The 11839-nt window shown below is 76.5% G+C and carries 9 protein-coding genes; 1 reads left to right on the top strand and 8 read right to left on the bottom strand.

Features of this window, described 5'->3' with window-relative positions:
- Window positions 1–46: 46 nt before the first annotated feature.
- Window positions 47–742: a copper homeostasis protein CutC gene (locus ACH01S_RS02835; RefSeq protein WP_067884960.1), complete on the bottom strand. Its 696-nt coding sequence runs from the start codon at window positions 740–742 to the stop codon at window positions 47–49.
- Between the two features lie 153 nt (window positions 743–895).
- Here ACH01S_RS02835 and ACH01S_RS02830 point away from each other — a divergent pair, with 153 nt between their 5' ends.
- Entirely contained in the window at window positions 896–2686 is a 1791-nt protein-coding gene (locus tag ACH01S_RS02830) for an AMP-dependent synthetase/ligase (protein ID WP_067884958.1), read from the top strand.
- A 10-nt stretch (window positions 2687–2696) separates the two neighbouring features.
- Here the strand turns inward: ACH01S_RS02830 and ACH01S_RS02825 are convergent, their stop codons facing one another.
- The 7 genes from ACH01S_RS02825 to ACH01S_RS02795 form a co-directional block, all read right to left on the bottom strand.
- Window positions 2697–3371: an NAD(P)H-binding protein gene (locus ACH01S_RS02825; protein ID WP_067884956.1), complete on the bottom strand. Its 675-nt coding sequence runs from the start codon at window positions 3369–3371 to the stop codon at window positions 2697–2699.
- Window positions 3372–3508: 137 nt separating this feature from the next.
- A complete protein-coding gene (locus ACH01S_RS02820; protein ID WP_067884954.1) occupies window positions 3509–4714 on the bottom strand; it encodes a DUF1996 domain-containing protein in 1206 nt (401 codons plus the stop codon).
- Window positions 4715–4749: 35 nt separating this feature from the next.
- Window positions 4750–5325, bottom strand: coding sequence for a DUF4142 domain-containing protein (locus ACH01S_RS02815; RefSeq protein WP_246236746.1), 576 nt, complete (start codon window positions 5323–5325; stop codon window positions 4750–4752).
- A 165-nt stretch (window positions 5326–5490) separates the two neighbouring features.
- Window positions 5491–6981 carry an NADH-quinone oxidoreductase subunit NuoF family protein gene (locus ACH01S_RS02810; RefSeq protein ID WP_067884950.1) on the bottom strand — a complete coding sequence of 497 codons (1491 nt, stop codon included), beginning with the start codon at window positions 6979–6981 and terminating at the stop codon, window positions 5491–5493.
- Window positions 6978–7832: a ferric reductase-like transmembrane domain-containing protein gene (locus ACH01S_RS02805; RefSeq protein ID WP_148344435.1), complete on the bottom strand. Its 855-nt coding sequence runs from the start codon at window positions 7830–7832 to the stop codon at window positions 6978–6980. Before ACH01S_RS02805 ends, ACH01S_RS02810 begins: the two co-directional genes overlap by 4 nt.
- Before the next feature lie 16 nt (window positions 7833–7848).
- On the bottom strand, window positions 7849–9729 hold the full coding sequence (locus ACH01S_RS02800; RefSeq protein ID WP_067884946.1) for a M23 family metallopeptidase: 1881 nt from the start codon (window positions 9727–9729) through the stop codon (window positions 7849–7851).
- A 329-nt stretch (window positions 9730–10058) separates the two neighbouring features.
- Entirely contained in the window at window positions 10059–11600 is a 1542-nt protein-coding gene (locus ACH01S_RS02795; protein ID WP_083980233.1) for a penicillin-binding transpeptidase domain-containing protein, read from the bottom strand.
- Between the last annotated feature and the right edge of the window lie 239 nt (window positions 11601–11839).

Raw genomic sequence — 11839 nt, 5'->3', positions numbered from 1 at the left:
CCCGCGGTGACGGACGGGTCCGGGCCGTGTCCGGGCCGTGCGAGGGTCAGCCCGCGGCGGCCGAGACGAGGGCGCGCCACTCGCCGACCAGGGCGGGGTCGACCGGGGCGTCCCAGGCGCCGTCCGGGCGGACGGCGGTGCCGACGTGGAACGCGGTGACGCCCGCGGCGGCGAGGGCCGCGACGTGCTTGCGGCGCAGCCCGCCCCCGGCCATGATCATCCCGGCCGCGTCCGGGTCGTCGGCGGCGCGCCGGACGAGGACGTCCATCCCGGCGTCCACGCCGCGCGGGGACCCGGCGGTGAGCACGGTGTCGAGCGCGCCGCCGAGGCCGCGCACGACGTCCCAGGCGTGCGCCGGGTCGGCGGCGTGGTCGATCGCGCGGTGGAACGTCCAGGGCAGCGGGGCGGCGTCGGCGGCGAGCTTGCCGGTCGCGCCCGCGTCGACGTGCCCGGAGGAGTCGAGGAAGCCGAGGACGAACCCGTCCGCGCCCTGCTCGGCGAGGCCCGCGGCGGCCCGCCGGAGCCGGTCGAGCTCGCGGCCGGACGTGCGGAACCCGGCGTTGGCGCGCAGCATCACCCGCATCGGCAGCGTGGTGACGGCGCGGATCGCGGCGACGACGTCGGGGTCGGGGGTGAGCCCGTCCGCGGCCATGTCGGCGACGACCTCGATCCGGTCGGCGCCGCCGTCCTGCGCGGCGCGCGCGTCCTCGGCGGTCAGCGCGATCACTTCGAGCAGCGACATGGTTGCTCCCCCCGGAACCCATGGCCGGTGTGCGTCCCGCCCAGCGTAGACGGCCCGGCCCGGCTACCCGTGGGTATCATTCGACTTCGGAGAAGGCGCCGACTTCCCCGCCGACCTCCACGCCACCCCGTACGCCGACAACAGGAGCAGGCAGTGCGCGAGTTCAGCGTCCCCGCGATGGTGCAGGTCCCCGACTCCGCCACCCTGACCGACACGCCGTTCGACCGGGCGGCGAAGGAGCCCGGCACGATCGTCGCGCGCCGCCGGAGCGGGGACGCCTGGCGCGCCGTCACCGCCGCCGAGTTCGCGGCCGAGGCGTCCGCCGTCGCCAAGGGCCTCGTCGCGGCGGGGATCGAGCCGGGCGACCGGGTCGCGCTGCTGTCCCGGACCCGCTACGAGTGGACGATCCTCGACTACGCGGTCTGGACGGCCGGCGCGGTCTCCGTGCCGATCTACGAGACGTCGTCCGCCGAGCAGATCGAGTGGATCGCGGGCGACTCCGGCGCGAAGGCCGTGTTCGCCGAGACCGACGCGCACGTCGCGCTGGTCGAGGAGGTCCGCGGGCGGCTGCCCGGCCTCGCGCACGTGTGGGGCATCGACGCGGGCGGCGTGGACGAGGTCGTCCGGCTCGGCGCGGAGGTCGGCGACGGGGCCGTCGAGGACCGCCGCCGCTCCCGCGCGGCCGCCGACGTCGCCACGCTCGTCTACACCTCCGGGACGACCGGGCGCCCGAAGGGCTGCGAGCTCACCCACGGGAACCTCGTCGCGACGGCCCGCAACGCGGTGCGCGGCGCGATCGCCGAGGTCGCCGTCGACGGCAGCTCGACGCTGCTGTTCCTGCCGCTGGCGCACGTGTTCGCGCGGCTGATCCAGGTCGCCACGGTCGAGGGCGGGATCGTCCTCGGGCACAGCGACGTCCCGAACCTGCTGCCCGACCTCGCCTCGTTCCGGCCGACGTTCCTGCTGGCCGTCCCCCGGGTGTTCGAGAAGGTCTACAACGGCGCCGAGCAGAAGGCCGCCGCCGAGGGCAAGGGGAAGATCTTCAAGGCGGCGGCGGAGACGGCGGTCGCCTACAGCCGGGCGCTGGAGGCGGGGCGTCCCGGCCTCGCGCTCAAGGCCAAGCACAAGCTGTTCGACGTGCTCGTCTACGGCAAGCTGCGGGCGGCGGTCGGCGGGAACGTGCGGTACGCGGTGTCGGGGGGCGCGGCGCTCGGCGAGCGGCTCGGGCACTTCTTCCGCGGCGTCGGCATCACGATCCTGGAGGGCTACGGCCTCACCGAGACGACCGCCCCGGCCAGCGTCAACCGGCCCACCGCGATCAAGATCGGGACGGTCGGCCAGCCGATCCCCGGCGTGGACGTCCGCATCGCCGACGACGGGGAGGTCCTCGTCCGGGGCGTCAACGTCATGCGCGGCTACTGGAACAACGAAGACGCCACCAAGGAGGCCCTGGAGGACGGCTGGTTCCACACCGGCGACCTCGGCTCCCTCGACGCGGACGGCTTCCTGAAGATCACCGGCCGGAAGAAGGAGATCCTCGTGACCGCGGCGGGCAAGAACGTCGCGCCCGCCCCGCTGGAGGACAGGCTCCGCGCCCACCCGCTGGTCAGCCAGTGCCTCGTGGTCGGGGACGGCCGCAAGTTCATCGGCGCGCTCGTCACGCTCGACGAGGAGGCGCTCGGCCCGTGGAAGGAGCGGCACGGCAAGCCCGCCTCGATGACCCTGGACGAGCTGCGCCGCGACCCCGACCTGATCGCCGAGATCGACGGGGCGGTCGCGGCGGCCAACGCCTCGGTCAGCCACGCCGAGGCGATCAAGAAGTACGCGGTCCTCGGGGTCGACTTCACCGAGGAGGCCGGGCACCTCACGCCGAGCCTCAAGGTCAAGCGCAACGTCGTGATGAAGGACTTCGCCGCCGACGTCGACGGCCTCTACACGTCGTAGGCTCCCGGGGTCAGGCGCCGAGGGCGGGGCGGAGCGCGGCGACCGCGTCCTCGATCCGGGTCGGGCCGTTCAGCAGGTCGAGCGTCCGGCGGCGGACGTCGTCGGCGTCGAGCAGCGCCACGATCACCGCCGCCACGTCGCCGCGGGTCACCACGTCGCGCCCGGCGGGCGGCTCCGCGAGCGTGACGAGCCCGGTGGGCGGGTCGTCGGTGAGCCGCCCGGGGCGCAGGATCAGCCAGTCGAGCGCGTCGCGGCGGCGCAGGTCGTCCTCGGCCTCGCCCTTGGCGCGGATGTAGGCGGCCCAGACGTCGTCGCGGCCCGGGGCGGGCGGCTCGCCCGCGCCCATCGCGGAGATCTGCACGAAGCCGCGCACGCCCGCGCGCTCGGCGGCGTCCGCCATCAGCACCGACGCGCCGCGGTCGACGGTGTCCTTGCGGGCGGCGCCGCTGCCGGGCCCGGCGCCCGCGGCGAACACGACCGCGTCCGCGCCGGTCGCGTGCTCGGCGACCTCGCCGGCGTCGGCCGTCTCCAGGTCGCACACGACCGGGACGGCGCCCGCGTCCCGCACGTCCCCCGCGTGGGCGGGGTTGCGGACGATGCTCCGCACCGCGTCCCCGCGCGCCGCCAGCAGCCGGGAGAGCCGCAGCGCGATCTTGCCGTGCCCGCCCGCGATCACGATGTCCATACCGCGATCGTAGGGACCCCGGCGCCCCCGCGTCGCGCCGACGCGGCCGGTGCGGGCGCCGCCGCGACCACCGGCGGCGCCCGCGCCGGCCGCGCATACCGGGTCGCCCCCGGACGGTCCGGGCCTCCCGGACGCGCTCAGCGGCGGCGGCCGGAGTTGATCGCGGTGACGGCCTGCCGCATCAGCCGCTGCCCCATCACGTTGATGAAGTCGCCGTGGTCGGTCACCGGGTCGTGCCCCTGCTCGGGGAACGAGTCGAGCGCGAACGCCAGCGCCCGCGCGGGCACCCGGTAGCTGAGCGTCATCCGCAACTGCGGGATGGCGACCGTCCCCTGCGGGCACTGGCCCGTCCTCTTGTCGGCGAAGGAGACGTGCGTGCGGTGGTTGGCGCTGTCGGTGTTCTGACCGTCCCAGCAGCCCGCGAAGTTCAGCACGCGCAGCACCTGGCTGCCGCGCGGGCAGAGCGGGTACTTGTCGGTGAAGCCCCGGCTCTGGAACCCGCTGCACGACCACAGCGCGTTCGCGTTGGCGAGTCCGTTCGTCGCGGACTTCGCGTCGCCGGTCGCCATCCGCAGGAACTGCGGCATCGCCCGCACCTTCGCGCGCGCGTTCCCGAGGAACTGGAGCTTCACCGAGGACGGCTCGACGACGCTGCCGACGTTCCCGTCGATCTTGCTCTGCCCGGCGCGCTCGGAGTCGTCCTGGCCCGAGCGCAGCCGCAGCACCGGCCAGAAGTACGTCGACTTGTCGCCGTTGGTGCAGGTCGTCCCGGCGGCGGCGAGGGTCTCGTCGGTGGAGAACGCGTCGGTGTCGAGGTTGCCGACGTAGTCGTGGATGTGGTGCGCGCCGTTCACGACGCCGGGCGCGGCGACGACGTTGTCCGGGTTGCTGTGCGCCTGGCCCTCGTTCGTCCCGCAGTTGACCGAGAACACGCCGGTCGACCCGCCCCGGGAGGCGCGCGGCGTCTGCACGCGCGGGGCCCGCCGGATGTCGACGAACTGGTCGCGGCGCGGCCCCTGCTTCACCTGGCTCCGCGCGGGCGGCGGCGCGCCGCCCGCCTGCCCGCCCCCGCCTGGGTCCTGAGGGGGCGCGGACGGGTCGGCGGACGGGTCCGCCGGAGGGTCGGCGGACGGATCGGCCGACGGGTCCGCGGACGGGTCGGCGGGCGGCCCGGCCGACGGGTCGGCGGGCGGCTCCGCGGACGGGGCGGCCGTCAGCCGCCCCGGCCCCTGGAGGGTCCGGCCCTGCTGCGCGAGCGCGGTCCCGGCCGCCGCCTGGCTCACCGCCGTGGCGAGGGCGACCGCCGGGATGAGCGCGGCGAAGACCTTTTTCTTATGTCCCATGGAAAGGTGCTCCCTTTTGCGGGGTGGGAAAGATGTCAGTGCAGGGCGCGCCTGGGTACCAGGCCGGTGCTCTCCAGCAGTGACATGTGCGTGTTGACGAATTTCAGGCACCGCTCGGCGAACGCGCGGATCTCGGTGTTCTCGCTCTGCGCGCGGACCTTCGCGATGACCGTGAAGACCTGCCCGTGCGCGGCGCGCAGCCGCAGCACGAACGTCTTGTCGAAATCGATCCCGTATTTGCCGGACATCTCCCGCAGCCAGCTCTTCTGGCTCCCGTTCGGCTCGCTCGGCAAGAGCACGCCGAGCCGCTGCGCGGTGGCGCGGGTGTCGGCGTCCAGCTGCAGGTGCTGCTGGTTGATGATCTCGCCGACCTCCCGCACGCGGGGCGTCGCCGCCCGCTGCTGGGCCTGCTGACCTGCGGGCATCTCCCACAGGCCCGCCTGCCGCACCTTGACGAGCAACTGCCGGTCCAGGGTGCTCAGCGGCCCCCAGCGCGTCTTCACGGTGCCGCCCAGGTTGTTGGCCGCGCTGCTCGCCGTCACCCCGTTCGGGTTCATGACGACCGCGAAGGCCGCCGCGACGGCGGCCGCGGCGAGCACGACCAGAACCACGCGTCCCCGGCCGGCGCGCGGGCGCGAGCGCGTTTCGGCGATTCCGTAGGATTTCCTCAAGGGAAATTCTTCCTCCTTCCGAGGACCTCTCGACGGACACGGCGCGGGTTCGGCCTCCAATACGCACCGCACCGGTTCCGGGGTTCACTCCCCCCGCGCTTTTTCTCAGACTCCTCCGACCACGCGCAGCGCCAGTGCCGGGCACATCGCGACGGCCTTCTGCACGTCCTTCTCCAGCCACGCCGGAACGTCCGTGCCGAGCACCACGGGGAAGCCGTGCCGGTCGAGCTGGATCAGCTCCGGGACGAGGTAGGCGCACAGCCCGTGCCCGTCGCAGCGGCTCCAGTCGATCGCGACCCGCACCTCCGTGCCGTCCGGCACCGGCAGCGGCAGCACCCCGTAGGTCGACAGGCCGCAGCCGCCGCCCCAGCGGTGCGCGTCGATGTCCGCGCCGAACGCCTCCATCGCGGACAGGACGAACCGGGCCGTCCCGTCCGGGTGGGTGCAGGCGCCCCGGCCGCGCCCGACGCCCGCGGCGCGGCGGACGTCCTCGACCGTCCCGGCCCCCTCGGTAAGCGCGTTCAGCGACCGGACGACGTCGGGCAGCCCGAGCCGGCACGGCCCGCACTGCCCGGCGGACTGCGCGGCCATGTACGCGGCGATCCGGGTGACCTCGCCGAGCGGGCAGGTGCCCCGGGTGAGCGGCAGGATGATGCCGGCGCCGACCGTCCCGCCGACGCGGCGCATCCCCGCGCGCGACAGGACGGCGCGCGACACCCCGGCCGCGTCGAGCCACATCCCGTGGTAGCCGCCGACGAGGACGCCCGGCGACGGGTCCGCCCCGCACTGGTCGAGGACGGCGGGCAGCGGCGTGCCGAGCGGCGCCTCCACGACCTGCGTGCCGCCGACGGTGAGCAGGGTGGTGCCGGGCTCGTCCTCGGTCCCGGCCGAGGCGTACAGGTCGGGGCCGAGCGACACCAGCACGGCGAGCTGCGCGAACGTCTCGGTGTTGGACAGCAGCGTCGGGCAGCCGTCCACCCCGGACTCCGACGCGCGGACCTTCACCCCCGGCGGGATCGGCGTCTCCCCGTTGATCGCGCGGACCACCGCGCCGCTCTCCCCGGAGATGAACCGCTCGGTCAGCCGGACGATCCGGGCCGGCATCCGCCGCTCGCTGATCGCCGCGCGGACCGAGCGGGCGGCCTCGTCGTCCTCGACCGCGACCACGATCCGCTGCGTGCCGAGCGCGGACGCCGCGATCTGCGCCCCGTCGAGGACGAGGTGCGGCGCCCGGCCGAGCAGCACCTTGTCCTTGGCGCTGCCGGGCTCGCCCTCGGCGCCGTTCACCACGACGACGACGTCCTCGGCGGAGCCGCGCGAGTCGCTCTTCTCGCCGGGCAGCAGCGGCGGCGGGTCGGTCGTCGGGTACTTCACCCGCGCCGCCACGGCCATCAGCTTGCGGGCGAACGGGAACCCCGCGCCGCCGCGCCCGCGCAGGTCGACCTGCTCCGCCATGCGGACGAGGTCGTCCAGGTCGGGGGCGCGGAGCCGGCCGTGCACGGCGAGGTGCCGGTCGAGGTCCAGCCGGTCGAACCGGTCGAACCCGAGCGTCAGCCGGGGCCCGCCGATCCCGGAGACCGTGACGGCCCGGCTCATCGCGGGACCTCGGCGTCACCGCCGCCCGCCAGGGGCATCCCCCTCGGGTCGGAGACGGTGCCGCGCGGGTCGGAGAAGTCGCCCGCCGCGCGGGCGCGGGCCATCGCGGCGGCGCGCCCCTCCTCGTGGTCGCGGGCGGCCATGGCGCGCCGGTCCCGGGCGCGGCCCGCGCCGTCCGGGCGGCCGTACGCGCCGAACCCCTCGCCCGCGACCCGCACGTCCCGCGGCTTCACCACCACGATCAGCCGGGTGATCAGCGCCAGCACGACGAAGACCACGCTCATCACGTAGGAGAGCACGACCCACGGCGCGGCGGGCCGCCCGGTGATCAGCCCGTGCACGATCGCCATCGGCCACGCGACGTAGGCGAGCACGTGCGTCGAGCGCCACACCCACGCCTTGCCGCGGAACGCGAACCGGGCCCGCAGCATCCCGGTGATCACCACGAGCACCAGCAGGTCCGCGGCGACCGTGCCGATCCCGATCGGCCCCGCCGACGGGACGACCGCCTGCGCGGGCACCGCGAGCCCCGCCATGACCTTCACCGTCACGTGCGCGACCAGCATCGCCGTCGCGACCACGGCGGACGCCCGGTGCAGCGCCTGCGCGAGCACCCGGTGCCGGATCTTCAGGATCAGCCGCTCGGTCGCCAGCAGCCCGCTCATCACGGCCGTCGTGTAGGCGACGAGCGCGAACACGCCCGCGTAGAAGTTGAGGAAGTACTGCACGTTCGCGACCGCGACGGCGCCCTGCGGGGTCGCCGAACCGGCCAGCACCAGCACGGCGCCGACGAGCACCACGCGCAGCACCCAGCCGGGCACCGCGGGATCATCACTGTTGCGGATACGCACCGCTCCTGCTCCTCTTCTAGTTGGCCCCGGCCGCCGGGTCGGCGGCCGGTCCCGCGCCGCCCTTCGGCTCGGCGCCGGGGGTCGGCGGGGCCGGCGGCGGGTCGTCCTCGGCCGGGGGGACCGGTCCGAGGTTGGCGAGCAGCGCCCCCGGCAGCACCTGGAGGACGCCGCGCTCGGCGAAGCCGAGGAGGGGCTTGGCCCGCTCCCGGAACGTCCAGCCGCCGAGCCGCGCGCCGTCCAGCGGGACCGGTCCGAGCGCGCGGCGCACGCCGAACGCGACGTCGGCGTCGGGCGCGGCGGCCCCGCCGCACGGCCGGTCGGTGCCGGTGCGGCCGAGCGGCGCGCCCTGCCGCACGGCGGCGCCGTCGCCGGGCTTCGGCCCGGTCCGCAGGTGGTAGTAGGTGGTGGCGACGCCGCTCGGGTGGATCACGACGGCCATGGCGCGTCCGGCGGAGTCGGCGCAGAACCGGTAGAGGCGCCCGGCGCCCGCGGCGAGGACGCGGCCGTCCCCGCCCGCGAACGCCAGCGACCCGAGCGGGCGCGCGGACCCGGTGTCGTCGGCGGTCGTCATCGACCACGAGTCGCCGACCTTCCACGGCAGCATCAGCCTGTCGCCGGTCCGCGTCCCGTTGACGAGCGCGGTGGCCTGCTGCGCGGTGAGCGCCGCGTACCGGCGCAGGGCGGCCGTCTCGGCGGCGGGCATGACGCCGGGCGGGGCCGTCCTGAGCAGGCCGTCGAAGACGCGGGCGCCGGAGAGGCCGACCTGCCACTCGCGTCCCGTCCAGCGGGCGGCGTAGAAGGCGACCTCGGGGTTCGCGGTGCTCGTGTCGGGGACGGGGATCGCGGTCGTCCCGAGCACCCAGGTCCTGTCCGCGCTCGTGTGGGTGGCGCCGACGACCGGGGCGGCGGTGGGCGCCGCGCCGTACGCCTGCCGGGCGGCGGCGCCGCGCTGCGCCAGCGTCAGCTCGCGCACCCGCGCGGCGAGGACCTTCAGGTCGGGCGCGGCGGGCGTCGCGGGCGTCCCGTTCTGCCCGGGCCGCGGCGACTGCCGGGGCGGCCGGGCCGGGACGCCGCCGCGCCGCGCCGGGGGGATCGCGCGCTGCGAGCCGACCGTGCCGGACGCGTCGCCGACCGGCGCGCCGTCCAGCAGCGCGCGTTCGGCGATGCCGAGCAGGGACAGCCCGACGGCGGTGGACAGCACGATCGCGCCGATCCCCATCCGGTCGGCGGGCCGCCTCCCGCGCCGCGGCCTCGCCTTCGGGCCGGGCCGCGCCGCCGCCGTCCGGCGGGCGGGCCGTCCGGGGGCGGGCTGCGCGGAGCGGGCCCGCCGCTCTTGCGTCCAGCGTTCGGGCCGCCGCCGGGAGCGTCCGCGCTGGGGGAACTCGCGGGAACGGTCCGGCCGGGGGCCCGCGCCCGCGGCGCGCGCGTCGAACGCGGCGGCGGGCCGGGCCCTCGGCGGGGCGGGAGGCGGCGTGGGCGGTGACGGGGGCTGGGGCTGGGGCGTGCGGGCGTCGAAGCGCCGCGTCCCGGCGCCGCCGCCGGACGGGGGGCGGTTGCGCGCGCCGAACCGGTCGTCGGACGGCTCACCCGGCCCCGCGCCCGGCGCCGGGCCGGGCCAGGGGGTGCGCGGCCGGTCCTCGTCACGCGCCTGCCGGCCGCGCCCGCGCTGCTCGTGCCGTTTGATGTCGCGCCGGGTCGGCTCGCGGCGCGCCGACCTCCGGCCGCGCTCGGACCAGTCCGGCTGCTCGGACCACCAGGACCCCTCGGGCCACTGCGGCTCCTCCGACCGGGGCCCCCGCGGGGGCTCGGGTCTCGACGAGGGGCGCGCGGGCGTCTCCGCCCACGGTGAAGCATGCGTGTTCCGCCGGGACGCATGCCCGAAATCGCGTCGCGCCATGCCCTCTCCTGTGGAGGAGGCGGAGGGCTCGGCGAACGCCGGTCGGCTCCGGGCCGCCCGGCTCGTCGCCTGGCGGCCGTCCCGCTGAGACATGGGGGGCGGCGGCTCGGGAGCCCGCTCGCTCCCACCGCTTTCCCCGCGGCGGGTTCCGGGGAACCCGCCCGATCACTCCGGGAGCATACGCCCCCGGAGCCACCCGGGTGCCGGTTGGAGCGAAAAACCGTGCGGACGCCGTCCCGCGGCCGTTCGGCCCTCATCAGCGGTACGCGCGGGCGCCGCGGCGCGTTCACCGGTCCGGCGGCGAATTTCGGACGGCCGGCGAAGGACGGTCAGTGGAGGGCGGTCAGGAAGCGGGCGGCGAGCGGCGCGGCGACCTTCGGGCCGGAGCCGCCCATCTCGACGAACACCGCGAAGGCGAGGCCGTCGCGGAAGCCGATGAACCAGGCGTGCGGGGGGCCGTCGGCGATCTCGGCGGTGCCGGTCTTGCCGGACGTCCCGTCCGGGAGCCCCGCGCCGGCCGCCGTGCCGCCCGTGACGACCGCCCGCATCATCGCGCGGAGCGCGGCCGTCCCCGGGACCGGGCGCGGCGCGGGCACCGCTCCCCCGCCCGCGCGGACGAGGTCCGGCGCCAGCAGCCGGGGGGAGCGCCACGAGCCGTCCGCCACGGCGGCGGCGACCGACGCCATCAGCAGCGGGCTCGCGAGGACGCGGCCCTGCCCGATCGCCGCCTCCGCCAGCTCCGCGCCGCTGCGCGGGTCGGGGAAGCCGCCGTCCGCGGCGTCGGCGCCCGGCGTGATCCGCGTGCCGAACCCGAAGCGGCGGGCGGACGCCGCGAGCTTCGCCGGGCCGAGCCGCTCGACCGCGAGCCGCGCGAACGTGGTGTTGCAGGACGCGGCGAACGCGTCCCGCAGCGTCGTCCGGCCGAGCGCGTGCCCCTCGTCGTTGCGGATCGTGCGCTGCGCCGTGACCGTCGAGGCCGGGCAGTCGGCGCCGGTCCCGGCGTCCGCGCCGGCCGCGACGAGCGCGCCCGCCGTCACCACCTTGAACGTCGAGCCGGGCGGGTAGCCGCCGACGAAGGCGCCGAGCCCGCCGAGGCCGTCCGCCACGGCGGCGATCTCGCCGCTGGACGGCCGGACGGCCACGATCGCCGCCCGCCCCGGCGCGCCCGCCACCGCCTTCTCCGCCGCCGCCTGCACCCGGGGGTCCAGCGTCGTCCGGACCTTGCGGCCCTTCGCGGTCCCGAACAGCTTCACGCGCTGCGGCGGGCCGTCGCCGTCGCGCAGGACGACCGCCGACACGACCCGCTCCTCCTCGCCGCCCAGCCGGGACGTGACCCCCTCCAGGTAGGGGGCGAGCCGGCCCTCGTCCGGGAGGGAGCGCCCGGCGCGGTCGGTCAGCGTCACGGCGGGGACGCGCACCTGGCCCATCGTCCAGTGCCCGGCGCCCTTCAGCCCCGGGTAGAGCGTCGCGGGCGTCCACAGGACGCGCCACCGGCCGTCCACCCGGCCGAGCCGCAGCTCCGACGGGAACGCCCAGGTCCCGTGCCCGGCGAGCGACCGGCTGACGGTGAAGGCGGCGCGCGCGGCGTCCGGGCCCGACCGGACGACCGGGCGCGGCTCCAGCGCGATCGAGGTGACCGCCAGCCCGATCGACAGCGCCCGGTGCTGCGCGGCGAAGTCCGCGGGCGGGTCGGCGGCGAGGTCGCGCATCTCGTCCAGGTCGCCCTTGCTCCACGCCGCGAAGTAGCGCGCGGCGACGCGCTCGGCGGTGTCGTGGTCGCGCCGCCTGCGTAACGCCCAGCCCGCCACGAGCCCCGTCGTCAGCACCACCGCCAGCACGACGGCCAGCACCTTCACACCCCGAGACCGCACCCGTCCGCCTCCGCTCGCCCGCCGCCGCCCGTCCGGACATTGATCATGTCAGTGTCCGAACGTTCCATGCATGCACCGCGTTGCCCTATTTCGTTCGTGGCCGGACCTGGAAGGCGGCTTAGCGCGGCATCATCGGCCCCTTAAACGCTCGTTAACGGGGACGCCGCACGTCGCGGACGGGCCTAGCGTCGCAGACGGCAGCGGCCGCGGACGGGAGCGGCGGGCGGCGCCCGGAACAC

This window comes from Actinomadura chibensis NBRC 106107, from assembly GCF_001552135.1.
In the GTDB taxonomy this organism is placed as follows: Bacteria; Actinomycetota; Actinomycetes; order Streptosporangiales; family Streptosporangiaceae; genus Spirillospora; species Spirillospora chibensis.
The sequence above is the reverse complement of the archived record's forward strand: the minus strand, read 5'-3'. Positions and strand labels throughout refer to the sequence as shown.

Coding starts and splice junctions, on each gene's coding strand:
- ACH01S_RS02835 (WP_067884960.1), bottom strand. CDS start 742: ATGTCGCTGCTCGAAGTGATCGCGCTGACCGCCGAGGACGCGCGCGCC.
- ACH01S_RS02825 (WP_067884956.1), bottom strand. CDS start 3,371: ATGGACATCGTGATCGCGGGCGGGCACGGCAAGATCGCGCTGCGGCTC.
- ACH01S_RS02820 (WP_067884954.1), bottom strand. CDS start 4,714: ATGGGACATAAGAAAAAGGTCTTCGCCGCGCTCATCCCGGCGGTCGCC.
- ACH01S_RS02810 (WP_067884950.1), bottom strand. CDS start 6,981: ATGAGCCGGGCCGTCACGGTCTCCGGGATCGGCGGGCCCCGGCTGACG.
- ACH01S_RS02800 (WP_067884946.1), bottom strand. CDS start 9,729: ATGGCGCGACGCGATTTCGGGCATGCGTCCCGGCGGAACACGCATGCT.